We start from the raw sequence: 19,720 nt of genomic DNA on the forward strand, positions 1-19,720 counted from the left end.
CGTCCGAAAGCCTGTGGATCAGGGTACATTGAACACCTCTATCTTGTGGTTGAAGGTGACCGACTCCCCCTTGCGTTCGAACACAAAGCGCATACCAAACTCCCCTTCGGCGTTAAACGCCGAGGTTTCCCGATAGAAGGTGCCAATACGAAGGGAATCCGCCATCAACACGCCCTGTGCAGGTAAGGATGCACCAATGGGGGCAGTGGCACGGGTCAGCGTGTTTCCTTCCACACAGTAGCGAACCTGCTGGTTGGCAAAGTAGACACGGCTGCCTGGAGAGAGGCCCGTCAGACTCTCGGTGCTGGTATAGCGGATGGTTTGCGCTCCGGATACGGGCGTCAGCACATCCGTGACCTTGGCTACGCAGCGGCCATAATCGCAGCCTGCCGTGAGCGAACCGACTTTTTTGTCCGGCACGGGAAAGACGATCAGCTGATCATCTTTTTTGACGGCGGCGGCATCCACATCCAGCGGATTGGCAGCAGAAGCCGGGGTCGCCATCACCAGCTCAAGGGTGGCCGTGCTCCCCGACATGGCGCGGTTAAGTGCCAGATAGCGGCTCGAGGTGCTGATGGGCCAGAACCGCAAACAGGCACCGGTGTCGTCCCATGTCCCGCCAGTCGTCTCGATCCGCTCCGAGCCCGGCACCGCATCACGCAGTTCGCGGTTAAGTCGCTCCATGGCGAAACGGGCATCACTCATCAACTGTTCACGGCTACTGGCATCGCCATAAATCTGGGTGCCGATTCCGATAAACTGGCTGGTAAAGGTCGCCATAATCCCGAGCAGCAGGATGACCATCACCAGCTCGACCAGAGTAAAGCCACGGTTACCCCGAGGTTTGCGGTCGGTTCGATTGGCCGCCAGGCTTAATCTGGCGCCGGAGTTGGCTAGGGGCGCGGATATTCTGGTAGAGAGGCAACCCCCAACAGCAGAGCGATCCATCAGTAGTTCCCCCGATAGAAGGAGAAGTCGAGCACGCTCTGATCCGGTAGCTTGATCTGCAGATCAATACGCTTGCCCACAGAGCAGGGTGCGGCACAACTCTTGAAGGTGCCGTCGCTGAAATCGGCTCCGCTCACCGCAATTTTCACCTGATAGTTGCGATACTCCTCGCTGCTGACTCCCGTCGCAGTCTGAGTCAGGGTGTTGGCATCCACCCAGTTACCTGCGGTATCGAAATCATCCACATCGTTATAGGCATAGGATGCGGGCTCGCCATCAGGGCCATAACTGGTGGAGCAGGAAGAGATGGTCACCCCAGCCACCTGCTCGCCACAACGATAACGACCACCGTTATGATCCGAATGTTCATCAAACGACTTTTGCAAGATCTCGCCGGAGAGGCGCTGGGCCAGCTGGGCAGCGCGTACCTGCTGCACAGGGTCTACCGCCTGGGGAGCCTGATTGATAAGAAGCCCCAGGATGCCGGTCAGGGCGACGGCCAGCAGCACGATGCCGACCACGAACTCGACCAGGGTGAAGCCGCGGCGCGCCTTAGGGGATCGCATGGATATAGCCTTCCGGCTCGATGCGCAGCCGGGCGCTCTCCCCACCATCGCTCACCATCAGGTTACAACCACTGATGCAGGCTGACGGGGATACGGGGCGACCGCTGCGCTTGTCGAAAGAAAAGCTGCCCTGAGGCAGGGAGATACTGCCGGAGGCCTTGACCACTCGCCCCCGGGCCTGCTCGTCCGCACTCCAGCCGGAGATGGGCTTGGGGGTACAGCTGCCAAGCAGGGTCAGATGACCGAAGCGGCTCGGCTCTACCACCAGTTGGGTGCAGCGCGCGTCCCCTTCCTGCATGTTCATGGTCTGCACCAGCCGCAGCCGGGCCACCAGCTCGTCACGCAGGGTATGGGTTTCAAAGCCGCCTTTGCCCAGCCATTTGGGCACGGCAAAGGCGGCCAGAATCCCGAGTAACAGGATCACGATCACCAGTTCAATCAGGGTAAAGCCCTTGGTTGCAGGCATGGGACTTCTCATCAGGGAAAAGAGAAAGCGAGGCCGAAGCCTCGCTCATCATTCAAAGTCTTAGGGCTGCACACACGTACCATTATCAGCACTCAACTTGCCAACGATGGTAGTTGCAGTTGCGGTACTTGTAGCCTGAGTATAAAGAACACACTTTGCATCTTTTTTCAGGTCGCTATCAGCTTTGAACTGATACGAGCTACCTGTTGTAGCCTCACTCCCCTTCCAGGAGCCATCGATCGTTACTGCATTTCTGATCCCAGCATCACTCGCCTTTGGATAACCATAGGCAGTATCAATCGATGTACCATCAGAACCAGTCACCGCAGCACTACTAACGCGCTCTTCGCCTTCCAATGCTGATTTGCTATAAACCAGCTGTGCAGAACTGCTAACAGCCGCCTGCACACCTTGAGCGGCAGACTTCTTGGCATTCTCCTGCAGATTCAGGAACTTGGGTGCGGCGGTGACCGCCAGAATGCCCAGAATGATGATCACGATGACCAGTTCGATCAGGGTAAAACCCGCTTGCTTTTTCATTACGTCTTTCCTCGGTTTATCAATTGATATGGGTGGTCACCTGGCCGGAGGCCGGGCGATAACTGAAACTCATGAACGCATCCGTGCTCCCTTGCGGGTCCTGATAACGTCCATCACTTCCCTTGCTCAGGCTGTTGACCAGATAGTAACGGCAGACCGAATCCAGTCCATTGTTGCTCACCGTGGCATAGAACTTCAGGTCATTGCCGCTACCGCGCACCTCGTCAAAGCGGGCAGTAGCCTTGGGAGGATTCTGCAACAACCCCTCCCAAATATTGAGGCAGCGGGCCGCCGTCAGGCTGGCCGGATCCACATCGGGCGTGCCACTTGCTGCCGTGTCCATGGGATACCCGGGAGAGAGCTCGCCATTGCTGACCTGACTGTCGGTCGGCGTGGTCAGATAGAAACGCGAGCCGTCATAGAGCACTGTGTTGAGCCCATCCTGCCTGGCACGCCCTTCGGCCTCCCACTGGGCCCGCACCAGGGACACCCCGGTGGCGAAACCGCCGGACACCCCTTCCACGCTCGCTTTCTTCGCCTCGTCGGTCACATCGAGAAAACGGGGCAAGGCAGTGACGGCCAAGATCCCCAGGATCACGATGACGATCACCAGCTCAATCAGGGAAAAACCGGCCATCCGGCCAAGCGCCCTAACGGGTCTCACTCTCTTTGCTGCCATGCTGCCTCCGTAATGGTCCGCATTATTTCATGCGGATAGAAAAAAATCATGTCAATGAAATACTTGAAGCACCCAATCAGGGGCGGGCCACCACCTGGCCATCGGTGAAGCTGTAGTGCAGCCAGTGTCCTTCCTGGCCAAATTCACACCCGTCGCCTCCTTCGCTGGCAAGGGCCTGCCAGGATGAAAGCCCCTCATCGTGCCCCAGCAGGGCGAGCCAGAGCTGACGGCAATCGGCCGATGGCGACTGGCGCGGCAGCACCGCCAGAGGCCAGCCCCGCTCATCGAACTGCCAGGCTGTGCCCTCGGCATGGAGCACCGACGGACGCCGCTCGTCGAGCCAGCGTCCGTGCAGGCGCTGGGCCCGCTGTGCGAACTGCTCACCGAGCAGGCTGGCGCTGATGGCCAACGCCTCTTCCCTGTGATTGCGATAGCTCATGACCAGGGTCGTGACGATGACCGCCAGCAGGATAAAGACGACGACCCGCCGATATCCCCCCAGCCAGTGCTCATCCCGCTCGGACTCTCTGCTCATGCTCTTTCATACCCTGTTCTCTGTGCCCGGCACGGGCGGCATCCGGATGACCGTGAAGATACTGCCTACTGACCGCGAACAGCTCTCATCATGTCCCACCACCAGAGGAGTAAAGATGCTGAACCATGTTACTGGCCGCGAACAGCTCTCATCGTGTCCCACCATCAGAGGAGTGAAGATGCTGAACCCTGTCACTGGCCGCGAACAGCTCTCATCGTGTCTCACCATCAGAGGAGTGAAGATGCTGAACCCTGTCACTGGCCGCGAACAGCTCTCATCATGTCCCACATGGGAGTGAAGATACCCAGCGCCAGCACCAGTACCATGACCGCCACTATGCCGATGAGGATGGGTTCGATGCGGGCGGTGAGGCTCTTGAGGTCATAATCCACCTCACGCTCGTAATACTCGGCCGCTTCGTGCAGCAGCTCGTCCACCTGGCCGGTCTCCTCCCCCACCGCGATCATCTGCATCACCAGAGGGGTGAAGAGGCCGCTGGCCCCGGCGGTGCGCAGCAGGCTCTCCCCCCGCTCGATGCCGCCCCGCATGTCGCGGATCTGCCCCGCCATCCAGGCGTTGTCCACCGCATCGGCCACCAGGGTCAGCGCCGTGTTGAGCGGCACGCCGGCCTTGAGCATCATGGAGAAGCTGCGGGCAAAACGGGCAAGCAGGGAGCGCTCTATGATGGAGCCGACGATGGGCAGCCGCAGCTGCCATCTGTGCCAGGCCAACCTGCCTTTGGTGGTGGCGACCCAGCGTCGCCAGCCGACGACGGCGCCCACCAGAATGGCGAGCAGCAACCACCAGTAGTGAACGAAGAAGTGGGAGGTGGCCAGCAGGATACGGGTCGCCAGCGGCAGCTCCACCCCGAACTTGGCAAACATCCCGGCAAAGACGGGGATCACCATGATGTTGAGGATCACCATGGCGACGGCGATGGCAATCAGCACGAAGGTGGGGTAGCGCATGGCGGTCTTGATCCGCTTGCGGGTCTCCAGCTCCAGATCGAAATAGTTGGCGAGCTGCAGGAAGGCCTCCTCCAGCTGACCCGTGTTCTCCCCCACGTGGATGATGGCCACGAAGAGGCTGCTGAACACCTTCGGGTGCGACTGCATCGCACTCGACAGCGGCCGGCCGTTGGCCAGATCCTCCCCCAGGGCGTGAAGCGCCCGCTTGAGGGGCTTGCTGTGGGCGCTCTCCTCCAGCCCCGCGATGGCGCGCAGGATAGGGATGCCTGCCCGGGTCAGGGCATACATCTGGCGGCTGAAGACCACCAGCTCCTCCAGCTTGACGCTCCCTTCCAGCAGCAGCGACCAGTCGATGCTGGCAGACCTGACCTTGCCGGCCTTCAGCTCGGTGGGCATCACCCCGCGGCGCATCAGCTGCTCGGCGGCGGCCAGCTCGCTGACCGCTTCCACCACGCCGCTGACGGCCTGGCCCTGGCTGTCACGCCCCTTGTAGGCAAAACGGTTCATGGGCGACCCCGGCAGAGTGATTCAGTACGATCCAGATGCCTCATGCGTTACCCCAGGTCCTCGGCCAGCCGGAGCACCTCGTCCACCGAGGTGATCCCCTCGCGGGCATAGTCGAGCGCCGTCAGGGCCAGGGGGCGGTAGTGCTCGTGCGCCCGTGCCGCCCGGGCAAACCCCTCGGCATCGTTGCGGCGCAGGGCATCCATCATGGATTGATCCAGCTCCAGCAGCTCGTACACCCCGATCCGGCCCGCATAGCCGGTGAAGTTGCAGCTCTGGCAACCCCGCCCCTTGCGATAGCGATGCTGCCCCGGCGCTTCACCGGAGAGCACGGAGAGCCAGGTGGCCTGCCCCTCGTCCGGCGCTGTCTCGCAGGCGCAGTGTTCACACACCCGCCGCACCAGGCGCTGGGCCACCACGGCCCGCAGGGCGCTCGCCACCAGATAGCCGGGCGCCCCCATGTCGATGAGACGCAGAGCGCTGGTCACGGCGTCGTTGGTATGCAAGGTGGTCAGCACCAGGTGACCCGTGATGGCGCCGCGCAGGCCGATCTCCACCGTCTCGTTGTCCCGCATCTCCCCCACCAGCAGGATGTCCGGATCCTGGCGCAGGGTGGAGCGCAGCACCTGGGAGAACGTGAGCCCTATCTTGGGATTGACCTGCACCTGGCTGATGCGGGGCAGGCGGTACTCCACCGGGTCTTCCACCGTGATGATTTTGTGGCTGGCCTGGTTGAGCTCGGAGAGGGCACCGTAGAGCGTCGTGGTCTTGCCGCTGCCGGTCGGGCCCGTCACCAGGATCATGCCGTGAGGGCGTTTGAGCTGACGGCGGAAGCGGGTCAGGATGGCGGGGGGCATCCCGGTCTCGGCGAGCGACAAGATGCCGGAGGATTGATCCAGCAGCCGCATCACCACGGACTCGCCGTACTGCACCGGCATGGTGGACATCCGCACATCCACGTCGCGGCCGCGCACCTTCATGTTGAAACGGCCATCCTGGGGCAGACGCTTCTCGGAGATGTCGAGCCCGGCCACCAGCTTGAGGCGCAGCACCAGCGCCTGGGCGATGCGCACCTCGTTGAGGATGTTCTCATGCAGCACGCCGTCGATACGCTGGCGAATGCGCAGCACCTTCTCGTCCGGTTCGATATGGATGTCGGAGGCACCCACCTGTACCGCGTCCTCGAACAGGGAGCGCAGCAGCTTGGCCACCGTCGCCTCCCCCTCGTCGGTTGCGGCATTGAGGCTGCCGGCCCCCAGCTCGAAGCCGGTCTCCTGGTGCTCTTCGTGCAGTTGCACCGCGAAGTTCTCTATCTCCCGGGTGCGGCGATAGAGGCGGTCGAAATACTCCAGCAGCTGGCCTTCACGGGCCACGGCCAGCACCAACTCCCGCGGGCTGAGCAGGGCAGCGATGGCGTCGAGGGCGCTCAGATCCGCCGGATCCGACATCACCACGGTGACCTTGTCGTCGCTCAGGTTGACGGCCAGCGCCCGGTAGCGGCGCGCCTGCACCTCGGGCAACAGCGCCACGGCCGAGACGTCGATGGTGAGGTTGTTGAGATCGAAGAAGGGCACATCCAGCTGACGGGCGAGGAAGGTCAGCAGTTGCACCTCGCTGATGAAGCCGAGATCGATGAGGGTGGTCCCCAGCTTGCGGCCGGTCTGGCGCTGCTGCTGCAGGGCGAGCTGCAGCTGATCATCCGAGATGATCTGTTCCTGTACCAGCAGGTCGCCTAGGCGCATTTTCAGTCTGGGTTGTGCCATTGTTGCTCCGATCTCTGTTGCTTCACGCCCGCTGCCTGGTCCGATGGCATGGGCTCATCGAACTGCCGCTTTAATCAATGGGTCAGTTGGCCAATTCGTTGTTCAAGCCATTGGGTGGAGGCCTCCCCCAGATTGCCGTGCAACTGGGCATTGCGATAGGCATCCAGTGCCCGCTGACGGTGTCCCTGACCATCCTCCGCCACCCCCAGTCCCAGCCACCAGCGCCCCTGATCTGGCTGCTGGCGCAACAGCCTGACGTACATCTCGGACGCCTGGACAGGCTGCCCCAGCTCCTGGGCAAGGCCGGCCCAGGTGGCGTAATAATCCAGATTGCTGGCAATATCGGGCTGATAGCCGGTGAGCCAATCCAGCGCCTTCTGCCGATCCCCTACGCTGATGGCCACACGGGCCAGCAGCAGACGCAGGTCCGCCTGCGCGGGATCCAGCCTCAGCCCCTCTTCCAGCACCTGGGCGGCCTCGGTCAGCCGTCCGGCGCCATAGAGCAGGCCCGCCAGCTGTTCCCGCGCCCCCTGGTTGTGGGGATCGTGGGCCAGCACCTCGTAGTAGCCATCCTGCGCCTCCTGCATCCGTCCCTTGGCCATGGCCGTGGTCGCCTTGCGCTCGGCCAGGGTGGCCAGCTCGGCGTCGGAGAGTTCCACCGTCTCGATCTTCAGGATCCCGGGTTTGCGCGGCGCGGCGGGTGCAGGCGCCTCTTCGGCGCTCTGCTCCGCGGCCAGCTCGGCATAGAGGTCCGGCTGCAGCTCCTCGTCGCTCGGGATCGTCTCGTCCCCCAGCGCTTCCTCCGGATTGCCCTCATCGGCGAGCACGGCCTCATCGGCCGGAGCCTGCTCGGCTGCGGAGGGGGCCACTCTCGCGGCGGTCGACTCGGCACTGGCGGCGGGCACCTTTGCCACTGGCGCAGCAGAGGAGACCGCCTGCGTGGTGGCCACCACCGCCAGGGGCGCGGATGGCGCCACCGCAGGGGCGGTGCGGGGGGCCTCGACCTGCGCCGCTGGCAGGGAGGCTCGCAGGCTCTGCTGCCAGAAGATCCAGGTGCGCCAGCCGAGGATCCCCAGGGCCAGGGTACACAGCAGGGTCAGCACCAGCATCCACCAGCCTTGCTGGCGCACCGGCGCCACATAGACGGCGGCTCCCTCGGCCTCTTGCTGACGCCTATCCAGATCTTTCAGCATCTGATTGATCACGCTCATGACCAGACTCCATACGCCAGGGCGGTGCCCAACAACAACAACAGGGGCCACCAGAGGGTGAGACGGCCACGGCGGACATCATCGGTATCCCGGATGGCGAGCCGGACCAGGGCGCTGTCGATCCGCCGCACACCGCGACCATAGGCCAGCATCAGGCACTTCTGCGCCAGTATGTTGATGAGGCGGGGAATGCCGCGGGATGCGCGCCACAGCCTGCGCAGGGCGCGGCCATCGAACAGGGCGGCCCCGCGATAGCCGGACACCTGCAGTCGGTACTCCAGATAGGCCCGGGTCTCGTCGAGCCGCAGCGGCCGCAGGCGGTAGGAAAAACCGATGCGCTGGCGCAACTGGCGAAGACGGGGCTGCCCGAGCCTGGCATCCAGCTCGGGCTGGCCGAACAGCACGATTTGCAGCAGCTTGCTGGATTCGGTTTCCAGGTTGCCAAACAGCCGGATCGCCTCCAGGGTCTCGTCCGGCAGGGCTTGCGCCTCGTCGATCAGCACCACCACCCGGCTCCCCTGCCGATGCAGGGAGATCAGATGGCGGTGAATGCGATCCGTGAGATCCAGCTCGCTCTCCCCCGCCAGCGTCAACCCCAGTTCCAGGGCCAGGGCCGTGCGCAGCTCCCCCGGAGTGAGATGGGGGTTGGGCAGCCAGGCCAGACGCACCGGGCAGGCCTCGGAGCCGAGCTCGCTCAGCAGCTTGCGACAGAGCAGGGTCTTGCCGGTGCCGACTTCGCCGGTCACCTTGATGAACCCCTCCCCCTGGGAAAGCGCCCAGTTGAGCACCTGCATGGCCTCCTCGTGGGGGGGCAGGCCGTAATAGAAACCGGTGTTCGGGGTCAGGCCGAAGGGAGCCTCCCGCAGTCCGAAGTGGCTCAGATACATGCTCCCTCCCGGCCAGAGTCCAGGGCGCGCAGCCGCAGACAGCCCCGGATCAGCGACATGGCGCCACCGCCGTCGGGCAGGGCAGACTGGCAGCAGCCGGGAAGCGCCACCACATGGGAGAAGGAGTGCTCAACAGGCGCGTCATCCCGGATCAGCCCTTGGGGGGATACCATTTGTCGAGCAGCTCGGAGGAGCGTTGCAGCTCTTTCTGCCAGGTGTCTTTTTCCACCACGGTGGGCTTGAGCAGGATCACCAGCTCCACCTTGCGGTTGCTCTCCCGGCGGTTGGTGAAGGCCTCGCCGACCCAGGGGATGTCACCCAGCAGGGGCACCTTGCTGACGATCTCCTGCCTGTCGGTCTTCATCAGACCACCGATGACGATGATGTCCCCATTGTTGGCCTGCACCACGGTATCGGACTCGCGGATAGAGCTCTTGGCCAGCGGCAACACCAGGGGATCGGCGGTGCCGACGCTGATGGTCTTACTCTGCTCCTCGGTGTCGATGACGGAGGGGTGGATATGCAGCAATACCTTGCCCTGCTCGTCGATCTGGGGCGTCACGTCCAGGGCTATCCCCGAGAAGAAGGGGGTCAGCTCCACGTTCGGGGTGACGATGGGGGCCGAAGTCCCCGAGGTGGTGGTGGTGGTCGAGGCGTTGGTGACGAAGTATTCGTCCGTCCCCACCTTGATCACCGCTTTCTGGTTGTTAGTGGCCGTCACGCGCGGGCTGGAGAGGGTGTTCACGTCCCCCTGGGTCTTGAGCAGGCTGACCGCGACGTTGAAGTTGCCATCAGAGATGGTGAAACCGGCGCCGCCCCCCAGAGCCCGGAAGATCTGGTTGGGGGTCGAAGCGATGGGGCTGTCCATGAGGGAGCCGCCCCCCGTGATGCCCTTGCCGCCGTCCCAGCTTGCGGAGAGGCCGCTCCAGTCCACCCCCTGCTCGTAACCCTCGTTGAGGGACACTTCCAGGATCCGCGCTTCCAGCACCACCTGGCGCTTGAGGTGTTCGCCGGACTGGTCCAGGAACTCGCGCACCGCCTTGAGCTCTTTGGGATAGGCACGCACCGTGACCAGGCCCGCCTGGGGACTGGTGATGACGGCCCGCCCTTCCCCTGTGCCGATCAGGGTCTGCAGGGAATCCCGCAGATCGGTCCAGTAGTCGTTGTTGCTGTCCGTCTCGATGCGGGTGCCGTTGCTGTTGGTGTTGTTGTCACCGCTGGCGGTGTTGCCCTGGCTGTTGTTGTTGCCGCTGTTGTTCAGGCCGTTGTCGAAGTTGTTGTTATTGCCATTGTTGTTGTCGTTGGCCGTCACCCCGCCTGTGCTCACCGAGGTACGGGAGAGACCGCGCCGGGCCATCATCAGGTAGTTGACCGGAATGGTCTCGGTACGCAGACCGGCGGGATAGACGTGGAACACGTTGCCCTTGCGCTGTACGTCGAAGCCGTACATGTCGCCGACGGTCGCCAGCGCCTCCTGCAGGGTCACGTCCTTGAGTTCTACCGAAATGACGCCCGCCACACCGGGATGGACCGCCACGCTGTAGCGGGAGCCCTTGAACAGGGAGCCGAAGAACTCCACCGCGTCCACGTCATGGGCCGCGATGCGCATCCGCTTCTCGGGAATGGTCATCGGCTGCTGGGGACGATTGAGCTGCAACAGCTCGCTCTGCACCGAGGGCGGCAGGGAAGTCAGGGGGGCGGTCGGGCTCTGCTCGCTCATCGCCTGCTTGAGTGCATCTTTGGCCTGTACCGGCTCGGGGTGACGATAGGTAGTGCAACCCGCCACCGCCAGCGCGAGGGGAAGCAGACAAAAAGGGGGTTTTTTCATGTTATTCGTGCACCTGACTCGCTATGAAACTCGACAAACCTGGCCCGCACCATCCCGTGCGACACCCACTTCACATCCGGATCTTGCTGCCAAACAGGGTCAGTGTCTGGCGTTTGCCCGCTTTTTCCAGCACTACGCTGTCGGCGCTGATCCCCACCAGCCGGAATCCGTTGACCTGCTGGCCGACCCGGTAGCTTTGACCGTCGAGCACCGCCAGGGCGGGCCCGCTCCCCAGGATGACGCTCTGCAACCTGGGCAGACCGGCCTCCTTGGCGACACTCGCCGCCGAGCCGGATCCCGCCAGGGGCATGGTGGGATCCTGCAGCACCTCGGCCTGGGCCTGCAGCGCGAGCAGGCTCCCCCACAGGGCCAGCCAGCGCCAGGATGGGAAGGCAAAAATGCGGGATCCCGTCCCGCCGACATGCCGCTTAACCACGGATGAACTCCTTGCTGGTGCTGAGGGTGTAGATCTCCATCGCTACCGCCGCCTTGGGATGCTCGACCACCCGGTAGTCAAAGCCCTTCCAGTAGAAGTGCCGAGGCAGGGCTTCGAGCGCTTTCAGGTACTGGTAGACATCGAAATAGCCGCCCTCCAGCTGAAGCTGGATGCCGTGCCTGAACAGGTTCACCTTCTGCTCCCCGGCCATCAGCGGCTCGGGCTTGAGGGAGGTGAGCGCCAGCATATGCAGGTTGGCGGAGCGGGACAACAGGGCTTCCAGCACCGCGGGCATTTCGTGGGCGGGGATCAGATCCACCGTCTGAGCCAGCAGCTCGGCATCCATCTGGCGCAGAGTGGTCTCGACACCAGCGAGCTGCTCGCGTACCTGGGCATCGGGATCCCGCCCCAGCCTGGCCTGCTTGCCCTGGTTTTCCAGAATCAGGATCTCCAGATCCCGCTGCGCCGCAGCCAGGGCCTGCCGATCCTGGCCCAGCCGGGTGTCGGCGTCATCCAGCCAGCCATAGATGCCCATGGCCCCGAGCAGCACGACCCCGGTCAACAGAATGAGGATCCGCTCGCGCAGGCTGAGGGCTGCGATCTGCTGCGCCCATCCCTGCCATTGTGCCTTCATGTCCATCAGGGAGTCTCCCGCGCTATGCCACTGAGCTGGAAGGCAAGCTGGCCCTCCTTGTCCCGACTCAGGGTGAGCTCGCCAAACTGCTTGCCCGCCAGGGAGGGGGTCTGCTTGAAGCGGTTCACCCAGGCAGGCACGTCCTGACTGCGTTCGGCCACGCCCGCGAGGTTGATGCGCCCGTCGCTTATTTCGAGCCGTTGCAGGGAGAGGCGGGGATCCCGCAGGCGGGCAAGGTCCGCCATCACCCCCGCATAGCCCTGGGATTTTTGCAGGGAGAGGTGGCCAAGCTGCTGCATCAGCGCCTGTTTCGCCCCCAGCTCTTCCCGCTTGTCGGCCAGTTGCCGCTGCAAGTCTACATTCGCCAGATGGCGCGCCAGCTCCGCATCGAGACGCCTGGCCTCGCCGCGCTGCACGTCGAGCTGTGCCCGCACGCCAGCCAATTCACGATCGAGGCCCTGCTGTTGCCAGCCATAGAAGAGGGTGGCCCCCAGCAGCAGTACCAGGACGCCGCCCCAGACCAACGCCATCTGGGGCAGGCTGGCCCACAGGCGTCTTGGCCGGAATTCGGCGCCATAGAGGTTGATATGGTGTTTCATCAGTCGCTCCTGCCCAGGGCCGCGCCATAGGCACTGAGGTATTCGACTCCTGCCAGTACCGCCTTGTTTGCCATGGCCGACACCGGGAAACCGAATGTCTGTTCCAGGTGACGCACCAGTACCCCCATGGCGGAGGAGGCGATGGCCAGTTGCAACTGGCCGGGCTCGGGCAGCTTGAGATGGCCGGCCAGATAATCGATGGATCGCTGGATCTCCAGCGCCAGCGCGTCGAGCTGGTCGGCATCTGGCTCATGGCTGCCGGTGAGGCTCGCAAATCCACGCAACTGGCGGGAGAAACAGAGTCCGCCCCGATGGAAGACCAGCAGTTGCAGCTCCTGCCCCCGGGGTTGCCAGAGCAGCATGCGCACCATCTGGTCCGCCTCGTAGAGGGCCGTCATGGCCAGCTCGTCACTGACGATGGCCTCCAGGGTCGCCGCGCCGTTGACCGCATCCGCCACCTGCTGCACCCGGCTCTTGGGCATGCAGACAACGTTGATGCGCGGACGCCCGGCAGGGGGCGTCGGCAGGTCCACATAATCCATGGCGAGCTGCAACACCGGCTCGTTGACGAAATCCTTGATGGCCCAGGGCAGGGCCCCCGCCATCTCGGCATCGGGGACGGCAGGCTTGTCGATCTGGATCTGCTGATAAAGGCTGGCCGCGAGGGCCACCCGCACCTTAGACTTGGCCAGACCGTGCCGGGAAAACAGCTCGGCCAGGGCCTTGGACCAGTCGTGGGGGCCGTTGACAGGCTGGCTGGCAAACACGGGAACGGGGTCCACGCAGGCCAGCAGAATGCGATCGCTGGCCAGCAGGATCCCGACCTGATGGCTGGAGGGAGAACGCCTGAACAGTGACTTCATCTGGATCTTCACCTGGCCGCGTAAAACGGACTAAACCTTAACATAAACAGGCTATTAGCCTCCAACTTTATGACAAACGACGCATCGACGGCCACGCTGGCACCCACGGGAGACGATCCCATGGCTCCCCTTCAGCTCCCCTCCCCCCTGCACCGGATCCGGCATCCTCTGCTGGCAGCCCATGACGTCACGCTCTGGTGCAAGCGGGACGATCTGATCCACCCGACCCTCTCCGGCAACAAGTGGCGAAAGCTCAAATACCATCTGCAACAGGCACAGATGCTGGGCAAGGGCCACATCCTCTCCTTTGGCGGCGCCTACTCCAATCACATTCACGCCCTGGCCGCAGCAGGACTCAGACTGGGACTGCGCACCACGGGCATCATACGCGGTGAAGGGGATACCGTCAGCAATCCCACCCTGAAAGCGGCGAAAGGCTGGGGCATGGATCTCGTTTTTGTCGACCGGCAGGACTATCGCCGGCGCCAGGATCCCGAATGGCTTGCCAGGTTCGAGGATGACGACACCCTGCTGGTACCGGAAGGAGGCAGCAGCCCGCTGGCCATCCCCGGAGTGGCCGAGCTTGTCGACGAGGTGCCCTTCTCGCCGGATCTCTGGGTGCTGCCCTGCGCCAGCGGCGGCACCCTGGCGGGGCTCATCGCGGGCAAGCGGGCACAGGAGCAGATCCTGGCCATCGCGGTGCTCAAGGGGGCCGACTTCATCACCGGCGAGGTATGCCGGTTGCATCCGGCGGCGGCCACTACTCCGGGCTGGCGCATTGCGCTGGATCACCACGACGGCGGCTATGCCAGGTTTAGTCCGGCACTCTGGCAATGGGTGCAGGCATTCAGTGCCGAAACCGGCTTGCCGCTGGAACCCATCTACAGTGGCAAGGCGATGTGGGGGCTGTTTCGCGAACTGGCGGCAGGCCGCATTGCGCGCGGCAGCAAGATCATCTTCATCCACACAGGTGGCTTGCAGGGGCTGGCGGGCCTGCAGGAGCAGGGCCGCCTGTCACCCCGGCCGGAACGCTAGTCAGGCAGGTTGAGGGGCTCGGGGTCGGCAAACCAGGGACCTTGACCGGCATGCACGCCCAGGTGTCGCAGCATCTTCCACTCGTCGCCACTCTCTACCCCCACCGCGATGACCCGGGCCTGGGTATTGGCACAGCCCCCCACCAGACTGCGTACCGCCATCTGGTTGACCTGGCGCAGGTGGATCTCCCGCACCAGGCTGGGGTGCAGCTTGAGGAAGTGGATCTCGAACTCCTTGATGTACTGGGTGCTCACCACGTCCTGGCCCGCATGATCGATGGCCAGCCTGCACCCCAGCATGCGCATCGCCCGAAGCGGCCGCTTGAGGGCCTCGTAGTGGCGGGTCACCTGGGACTCCGACAACTGCAGGATCAACCCCTCGTTGGTACTGCGCGGCAACTGGAACAGCTCGAAGAAGAGCTCGCGCTGGAACTCGCGGGTGAGCAGGTTCTGGGCGCACAGAGAGAGGCTGATGGGGCAGCTCGATGCCGGTCGCTGGCGCAGCAGTCGCAAGGCTCGGGCCACCACCAGCCTGTCCAGCGGCAGCAGCAGACCGGCCTTCTCCGCCATGGGCATGAAGACCCCCGCCTGCAGCTCCCGGCCCTGCTCGTCGTGAAGGCGGATGAGCAGCTCCTGCTGCAACACCACCTGATCCCGCTCCTGCTGCACAGGCTGGACGTAGAAGTCGATGCCCTGCTCCTCGATGCGACGGCTGATCAGGGTGCGCCAGCGCACCGTTCCCTTGCTGCTCGCCTCCTCGTTGAGGGATTTCTCGAACAGGAACCAGCCGCTGTGTCCTTGCAGGCGCGCGCTCTTGAGCGCCAGCTCCGCCTCTTCCTGCACCTTGAGCAGGGAATCCTGTGCTTGATAGCAGACCGCACCGAGATAGACGGCGGTGTCGGCATTGACCGCTTCGGGCCAGTGCAGCCGCTGCAGACTCTTGAGCAACTGGCTGGCACCGTCCACCATCTCGCTCTCTGACATGTTCGGCAGCAGCACGGCAAAGACCTGACCGGCATAGCGCGCCTGCAGGGCTCCGCTGTGCTTTCGCACGAAGGCGGCGATGGTGGCGCTAGCCTCCATCAGGAGTTCCTGGCTCGGGCGCCCGCTCAGCTCGGGATCCAGCTCCTCCAGACCGGCCAGCTCGATCAGCAGCACGCCGCCGCTGATCACACTTGCTTCCATGATGGCGCTCTCCAGCCGGTTGTCGAAGAAGAGGCGGTTGCCGATGCCCGTCGTCTTGTCGACGAAGGCGTTGCTGCGGATGAAGTTGTCGAAGCGGCTGCGCTCCTTGCGGGCGTCGGCCAGCTCGGTCAGCAGATGGGTGAGGGCCTGACTGGCCGAAACGGGCCACTCCTCGGCAGGGTCATGGGCCAGCTTGGTCAGCTTGCCATCCAGGATCAGCTGGGCACGCTCCGCCAGCAGCTCGGCACCGCGCAACTGCTGACGGAGCCAGCGGATGGAGTACCAGAGCCCGAACACCACGATGAAGATACCCAGAGAGATGCCGAACATCGCCTTCATGGAGTACTCGAACTCCTTGAACGGCCTGTCCAGCTTGAAGTCGGCCCGCATCCCGGCCTGATTGGGGATCGCCTCGCTGTAGGCGATCAGCAGGCTCTCATCCGTCTGCTGCTGCACGTCGCGAAACCAGTAGACCCGCTGCTTGTCCTGACGGATCTCCAGCTCCACCACATGGGAGGCCCGCAACAGGGAGGGCAGCCAGCGGGCAAGGGCTTGCTGGTCATCGGTCACCCCGAGCTGCTTGTCGATGATCTCTACCAGGGAGTCGACCCGGTTCTGCTGCAGCTCCATTCCCATCTGGCGGAAACTGAAGACCCCGCCGAGCATCACCATGGCCATGGCCGAGATCACGCACAGCGTAATAAAAGAGACGAGTTGAGTTGTCAGTTTCATGTGCCTTTCCGTAGCCGACAGCATCCATAGGGCATCATGGTATCAGCCCAGACCAAACGCCGCCTATGGATGAAGATCCCGCTTCTGCAAATAAGCGGGCGGATGCGTCATGCAGCGCCGTAGTGCAGGTCGCAAAAGAGAGAGGCATCAAGGGAGCAAACGAGGGGACACAGGCTGAGGAGCGGACAGAAAAATGGTCCCACAACGGGGACCAAAAGAAACACTCATATCAAAACTAACACTCTGTGCTACTGACAAAAATAGATACAGGAGTATTGAACACACGGTGAGTCAAACCGCACCGCTACTTTAGCCACTTCAGATAAGCTGGACAATTGTCATTTATGACAGGTCAGCGATTGAATCTTGTTCAGGTGTGTAGCCATATCCTTTATTTATCAATTAATTATCGTTTTTGTTCCAAGTGTGACCAACTTGGCTCAAATCGATGCAGCTAATGCTATGATGCTTGAGTCTCAATCGGGTTGTTTCATTTCAGGGAAGAAGGGGGCCCACCATGTCTGCACGATCTCCGTTATGGATTCCTCTGGGCCTCTTCTGTTTGCCCCCGCTGCTGATGCTGTTGCTCACCCCCCTGTTGAGCGACAAGCTGGCTCACCACCTGTTGCAGACAAAGGAAAGGGCTCTGCTCGACTACCAGCAGGAGCGCAACCAGCTCCTGGATCACGATGTCCCCGCTCAACTCGCCCACTTTGCCTTCGATTGCGGCCCCAAAGACATGGCGCTGCTGCGCTCACCCCAGTATTACAACCGCCATATTCGCCTGGCCGGCCTGCAGCTTGCCAACGGGAGCGGCTGCTCCACCCTGGGCCCCGCCCTGCCCCAGCTTGCCGACGCCGGCATACCGGTCTCCCCCGACTTTCATATTTCCAGCACGGCCCCCATGTTCGATACCGAACGCGAAACCCTGGTCTATGCGAGACGCAACGGCAATCTGGCCTATTGGGTGCTCGACAGCAGCTGGAGCCATGAGCTGCTGCGCACCCCCTGCAACGACTGTTTCTACCTGGAGTTCAACCACAAGCACCCGACCCAGTCCGGGCTCTTTTTCCCCCGTGGCAACAAGCACATTCGAGAAGAGGCAAACCCGATGCGGCTGCTCAGTTTCGACCCCCAGCATCAGGTGGAACAGACCCTCTGGGCTGGCGAGGCACTGAAACGCTACGCCCGCTCACAGATACACCGCGATGGCCTCTGGTCGGCCGGGGCACTGGGGGCGCTGCTGGCGGCCCTCTACTGGAGCCTTAGAAACTACCGGCGCTCCCTCAAGGGGTTGCTGCAAAGAGGGCTGGCTCGGCGGGAGTTCATCCCCTTCTATCAGCCCATAGTGGACAGCAGAAACCGAAGGGTGGTGGGATTCGAGGCATTGCTGCGCTGGCAGCGAGGACGGGATTTGGTGTCGCCAGGCACCTTCATCGCCTATGCGGAGGAGCAGGGGCTGATCCTGCCGATGACGGATCAACTGCTGGAGCGCATCCTGGCGGATCTCCCCGTCCTGGCCCCGCACCAGTGGGTCAGCGTCAATCTGGTGGCGGGCCATATCGAGCAACCTCGTCTGCGCACCCAGTTGCAGCGCCATGGCTGGCCCTCCCCGGCCCGCCTCACCTTCGAACTCACCGAGCGGGATCCCATCAAGCACATCCAGGGGGCCATGGCGGAGATCGCCGCTCTGCAGGAGAGGGGCTATCACTTCAAGCTGGATGACTTCGGCACCGGTTATGGCGGCTTTGCCTACCTGCAACGGCTCGGCATTCGCCAGATCAAGATCGACAAGATGTTCGTGGATACCATAGGCACGGACGACCTCAAGCGCAGCGTGCTGGATGCCACCATCGCCTTCGGCCTCAAATCGGGCATGGAGATGATCGCCGAAGGGGTCGAAACCCAGGAGCAGGTGGAATACCTGCATCGCCACGGAGTCCACCTGATCCAAGGCTACGTCTATGCCAAGCCCATGCCCCTGAGCAAACTGAAGATCTGGCTGATGGCATGGCAAGAGGGCGAGACAACCAACCCCTCCGACCCGCACTGAGGCGGTATCTGCCCCGTCTCTCACCCTTTGCAACAAAATGATGCTCCGCATGAGGAGCATCTCCCCTTATCATGGGTCTGTGCACCTTGGGTGCACCAAGTCGCTCCATACCCCGTCGGCCGAGGCCGCCCCGAGATGAGAACCACTGCCTATGAAGTCTTTTATCCGACAAGAGATTGCTCTGCCTGCCGGTCTGCTGACCCTGCTCTTCTTCAAAACCCTGGGGAGCGACCTGCTGGCAGAGACAACCCCCCTTGCGGTCTACCTGCCGGTGTCGCTGGCCCTGCTTGCCATCGTGACCTGGGCCATCTTCTCCGTCGTGCGTCACTCTGACGCCCTCGCCATCAAGCTCGGGGAACCCTTCGGTACCCTGATCCTGACCCTCTCGGTCATCTCCCTGGAAGTGGTGATGATCTCCTCCGTCATGCTGACCGGCGATCCCAATCCCACCATGGCCCGTGACACCATGTTCGCGGTGGTGATGCTGGTCACCAACGGTCTGGTGGGCTTCACCCTGCTGTTTGGCGGCTGGCGCTATCACACCCAGAACTTCAATCTGGACGGGGTCAAATCCTATCTGGTGGCCATCATTCCCCTGGCACTGCTCTGTCTGGTCCTGCCGAACTTCACCCAGGGCGGCACCCTGGGCAGCCTCTCCAAGGCCATGTCATGGATGCTGATCATCATCTCCATCCTGCTCTATGGTGTCTTCCTGCTGATCCAGACCCGCAGCCACAGCCACTTCTTCGTCGACAGTGATCACGAGGATCTCGAGGATCACCACGGCCCGCTGCAGAGCAACGTCTATCACACCCTCTTGCTGCTCGCCTACCTGGTGGTAGTGATCCTGCTGGCCAAGACCCTGGCCATCCCCATCAACTACGGGGTGCACGTGATGGAAGCCCCGATGGCGCTGGGTGGTTTCATCGTCGCCTGTATCGTGCTGGCTCCCGAAGCGGTCGGCGCCATCAAGGCGGCCTTCAACAACCAGTTGCAGCGGGCCATGAATCTCTACTTCGGCTCCGTGCTGGCCACCATCGCCCTCACGGTACCCTCCGTGCTCTTCATCGGCTCCCTGATGGGGCAGGAAGTGCGCCTGGGCCTCTCCCCTGCCGACATGGTGCTGCTCATCACCACCCTCATGGTCTGTAAAGTGACCTTCAGCAGCGGCCGCACCCACGCCCTGCACGGCGCCACCCATCTTGTGCTGTTTGTCGTTTACCTGTTCCTGATGTTTGAACACGGATAAGGCTGCCAGCACTCACCCCGGTGCTGTTCGTGGTTTGTCT

Annotated in this window: 20 protein-coding genes; 3 read left to right on the forward strand and 17 right to left on the reverse strand. The window is 62.9% G+C overall.

The features are described 5' to 3' along the window. Nucleotides 1–18: 18 nt before the first annotated feature. The 16 genes from PG879_RS11515 to PG879_RS11590 all read right to left on the reverse strand — a co-directional run bounded on the left by PG879_RS11515 (nt 19) and on the right by PG879_RS11590 (nt 13,427). Nucleotides 19–948, reverse strand: a complete 930-nt coding sequence (locus tag PG879_RS11515) for a PilW family protein (protein ID WP_180907136.1) — start codon at nt 946–948, stop codon at nt 19–21. After that, nucleotides 948–1,514 (reverse strand): prepilin-type N-terminal cleavage/methylation domain-containing protein, encoded by a 567-nt coding sequence (locus PG879_RS11520; protein ID WP_103858951.1) that lies wholly within the window; start codon nt 1,512–1,514, stop codon nt 948–950. The genes PG879_RS11515 and PG879_RS11520 overlap by 1 nt, the downstream gene beginning before the upstream one ends. After that, nucleotides 1,501–1,980, reverse strand: coding sequence for a prepilin-type N-terminal cleavage/methylation domain-containing protein (locus tag PG879_RS11525; RefSeq protein WP_103858950.1), 480 nt, complete (start codon nt 1,978–1,980; stop codon nt 1,501–1,503). Before PG879_RS11525 ends, PG879_RS11520 begins: the two co-directional genes overlap by 14 nt. A 60-nt stretch (nt 1,981–2,040) precedes the next feature. Beyond that, nucleotides 2,041–2,520, reverse strand: a complete 480-nt coding sequence (locus PG879_RS11530; RefSeq protein ID WP_103858949.1) for a prepilin-type N-terminal cleavage/methylation domain-containing protein — start codon at nt 2,518–2,520, stop codon at nt 2,041–2,043. 19 nt (nt 2,521–2,539) lie between these two features. Continuing rightward, on the reverse strand, nt 2,540–3,199 hold the full coding sequence (locus PG879_RS11535; protein WP_041212210.1) for a type II secretion system protein: 660 nt from the start codon (nt 3,197–3,199) through the stop codon (nt 2,540–2,542). A 76-nt stretch (nt 3,200–3,275) separates the two neighbouring features. Continuing rightward, complete coding sequence (locus PG879_RS11540) at nt 3,276–3,734, reverse strand: hypothetical protein (protein WP_103858948.1); 459 nt, start codon at nt 3,732–3,734, stop codon at nt 3,276–3,278. Between the two features lie 254 nt (nt 3,735–3,988). Continuing rightward, nucleotides 3,989–5,209 carry a type II secretion system F family protein gene (locus PG879_RS11545; RefSeq protein ID WP_103858947.1) on the reverse strand — a complete coding sequence of 407 codons (1,221 nt, stop codon included), beginning with the start codon at nt 5,207–5,209 and terminating at the stop codon, nt 3,989–3,991. Nucleotides 5,210–5,256: 47 nt separating this feature from the next. After that, complete coding sequence (mshE, locus tag PG879_RS11550; protein ID WP_043154387.1) at nt 5,257–6,969, reverse strand: MSHA fimbrial ATPase MshE; 1,713 nt, start codon at nt 6,967–6,969, stop codon at nt 5,257–5,259. A 74-nt stretch (nt 6,970–7,043) separates the two neighbouring features. After that, on the reverse strand, nt 7,044–8,180 hold the full coding sequence (locus tag PG879_RS11555; protein ID WP_103858945.1) for a tetratricopeptide repeat protein: 1,137 nt from the start codon (nt 8,178–8,180) through the stop codon (nt 7,044–7,046). Next, on the reverse strand, nt 8,177–9,067 hold the full coding sequence (locus PG879_RS11560; RefSeq protein WP_103858944.1) for an ExeA family protein: 891 nt from the start codon (nt 9,065–9,067) through the stop codon (nt 8,177–8,179). The genes PG879_RS11555 and PG879_RS11560 overlap by 4 nt, the downstream gene beginning before the upstream one ends. Continuing rightward, a complete protein-coding gene (locus tag PG879_RS11565; RefSeq protein WP_270830218.1) occupies nt 9,058–9,240 on the reverse strand; it encodes a hypothetical protein in 183 nt (60 codons plus the stop codon). The genes PG879_RS11560 and PG879_RS11565 overlap by 10 nt, the downstream gene beginning before the upstream one ends. Further along, the gene (gene mshL, locus PG879_RS11570) at nt 9,219–10,895 is read right to left on the reverse strand and encodes a pilus (MSHA type) biogenesis protein MshL (RefSeq protein WP_103858943.1); all 1,677 of its coding nucleotides are present in this window, start codon (nt 10,893–10,895) and stop codon (nt 9,219–9,221) included. Before mshL ends, PG879_RS11565 begins: the two co-directional genes overlap by 22 nt. 70 nt (nt 10,896–10,965) lie before the next feature. Then, complete coding sequence (locus PG879_RS11575; RefSeq protein ID WP_048209253.1) at nt 10,966–11,295, reverse strand: SctD/MshK family protein; 330 nt, start codon at nt 11,293–11,295, stop codon at nt 10,966–10,968. Between the two features lie 28 nt (nt 11,296–11,323). Beyond that, entirely contained in the window at nt 11,324–11,971 is a 648-nt protein-coding gene (locus PG879_RS11580) for an MSHA biogenesis protein MshJ (protein WP_103858942.1), read from the reverse strand. Further along, nucleotides 11,971–12,564 carry a PilN domain-containing protein gene (locus tag PG879_RS11585; RefSeq protein WP_103858941.1) on the reverse strand — a complete coding sequence of 198 codons (594 nt, stop codon included), beginning with the start codon at nt 12,562–12,564 and terminating at the stop codon, nt 11,971–11,973. The genes PG879_RS11580 and PG879_RS11585 overlap by 1 nt, the downstream gene beginning before the upstream one ends. Beyond that, nucleotides 12,564–13,427, reverse strand: coding sequence for a hypothetical protein (locus PG879_RS11590; RefSeq protein ID WP_041214302.1), 864 nt, complete (start codon nt 13,425–13,427; stop codon nt 12,564–12,566). Before PG879_RS11590 ends, PG879_RS11585 begins: the two co-directional genes overlap by 1 nt. Before the next feature lie 120 nt (nt 13,428–13,547). Here PG879_RS11590 and PG879_RS11595 point away from each other — a divergent pair, with 120 nt between their 5' ends. Next, nucleotides 13,548–14,462, forward strand: a complete 915-nt coding sequence (locus tag PG879_RS11595; RefSeq protein WP_181023119.1) for a 1-aminocyclopropane-1-carboxylate deaminase/D-cysteine desulfhydrase — start codon at nt 13,548–13,550, stop codon at nt 14,460–14,462. Here the strand turns inward: PG879_RS11595 and PG879_RS11600 are convergent. Beyond that, entirely contained in the window at nt 14,459–16,378 is a 1,920-nt protein-coding gene (locus tag PG879_RS11600; protein ID WP_010672614.1) for an EAL domain-containing protein, read from the reverse strand. The genes PG879_RS11595 and PG879_RS11600 overlap by 4 nt on opposite strands. Before the next feature lie 517 nt (nt 16,379–16,895). Here PG879_RS11600 and PG879_RS11605 point away from each other — a divergent pair. After that, complete coding sequence (locus tag PG879_RS11605) at nt 16,896–18,431, forward strand: EAL domain-containing protein (RefSeq protein ID WP_103858939.1); 1,536 nt, start codon at nt 16,896–16,898, stop codon at nt 18,429–18,431. Between the two features lie 151 nt (nt 18,432–18,582). Continuing rightward, entirely contained in the window at nt 18,583–19,680 is a 1,098-nt protein-coding gene (locus PG879_RS11610) for a calcium:proton antiporter (RefSeq protein WP_010672612.1), read from the forward strand. Nucleotides 19,681–19,720 lie beyond the last annotated feature (40 nt).

Origin of the sequence: Aeromonas sp. QDB63 (genome assembly GCF_027707425.1) — a bacterium.
Lineage (GTDB): Bacteria > Pseudomonadota > Gammaproteobacteria > Enterobacterales > Aeromonadaceae > Aeromonas > Aeromonas caviae.

Bases quoted from the DNA above. Each gene is read 5' to 3' on its own strand.
- PG879_RS11595 (WP_181023119.1), top strand. From the start codon at position 13,548: ATGGCTCCCCTTCAGCTCCCCTCCCCCCTGCACCGGATCCGGCATCCT.
- PG879_RS11525 (WP_103858950.1), bottom strand. From the start codon at position 1,980: ATGCCTGCAACCAAGGGCTTTACCCTGATTGAACTGGTGATCGTGATC.
- PG879_RS11540 (WP_103858948.1), bottom strand. From the start codon at position 3,734: ATGAGCAGAGAGTCCGAGCGGGATGAGCACTGGCTGGGGGGATATCGG.
- PG879_RS11555 (WP_103858945.1), bottom strand. From the start codon at position 8,180: ATGAGCGTGATCAATCAGATGCTGAAAGATCTGGATAGGCGTCAGCAA.
- PG879_RS11520 (WP_103858951.1), bottom strand. From the start codon at position 1,514: ATGCGATCCCCTAAGGCGCGCCGCGGCTTCACCCTGGTCGAGTTCGTG.
- PG879_RS11545 (WP_103858947.1), bottom strand. From the start codon at position 5,209: ATGAACCGTTTTGCCTACAAGGGGCGTGACAGCCAGGGCCAGGCCGTC.
- PG879_RS11565 (WP_270830218.1), bottom strand. From the start codon at position 9,240: ATGGTATCCCCCCAAGGGCTGATCCGGGATGACGCGCCTGTTGAGCAC.
- mshE (WP_043154387.1), bottom strand. From the start codon at position 6,969: ATGGCACAACCCAGACTGAAAATGCGCCTAGGCGACCTGCTGGTACAG.
- PG879_RS11590 (WP_041214302.1), bottom strand. From the start codon at position 13,427: ATGAAGTCACTGTTCAGGCGTTCTCCCTCCAGCCATCAGGTCGGGATC.
- PG879_RS11600 (WP_010672614.1), bottom strand. From the start codon at position 16,378: ATGAAACTGACAACTCAACTCGTCTCTTTTATTACGCTGTGCGTGATC.
- mshL (WP_103858943.1), bottom strand. From the start codon at position 10,895: ATGAAAAAACCCCCTTTTTGTCTGCTTCCCCTCGCGCTGGCGGTGGCG.
- PG879_RS11580 (WP_103858942.1), bottom strand. From the start codon at position 11,971: ATGGACATGAAGGCACAATGGCAGGGATGGGCGCAGCAGATCGCAGCC.
- PG879_RS11560 (WP_103858944.1), bottom strand. From the start codon at position 9,067: ATGTATCTGAGCCACTTCGGACTGCGGGAGGCTCCCTTCGGCCTGACC.
- PG879_RS11605 (WP_103858939.1), top strand. From the start codon at position 16,896: ATGTCTGCACGATCTCCGTTATGGATTCCTCTGGGCCTCTTCTGTTTG.
- PG879_RS11610 (WP_010672612.1), top strand. From the start codon at position 18,583: ATGAAGTCTTTTATCCGACAAGAGATTGCTCTGCCTGCCGGTCTGCTG.
- PG879_RS11530 (WP_103858949.1), bottom strand. From the start codon at position 2,520: ATGAAAAAGCAAGCGGGTTTTACCCTGATCGAACTGGTCATCGTGATC.
- PG879_RS11515 (WP_180907136.1), bottom strand. From the start codon at position 948: ATGGATCGCTCTGCTGTTGGGGGTTGCCTCTCTACCAGAATATCCGCG.
- PG879_RS11585 (WP_103858941.1), bottom strand. From the start codon at position 12,564: ATGAAACACCATATCAACCTCTATGGCGCCGAATTCCGGCCAAGACGC.
- PG879_RS11535 (WP_041212210.1), bottom strand. From the start codon at position 3,199: ATGGCAGCAAAGAGAGTGAGACCCGTTAGGGCGCTTGGCCGGATGGCC.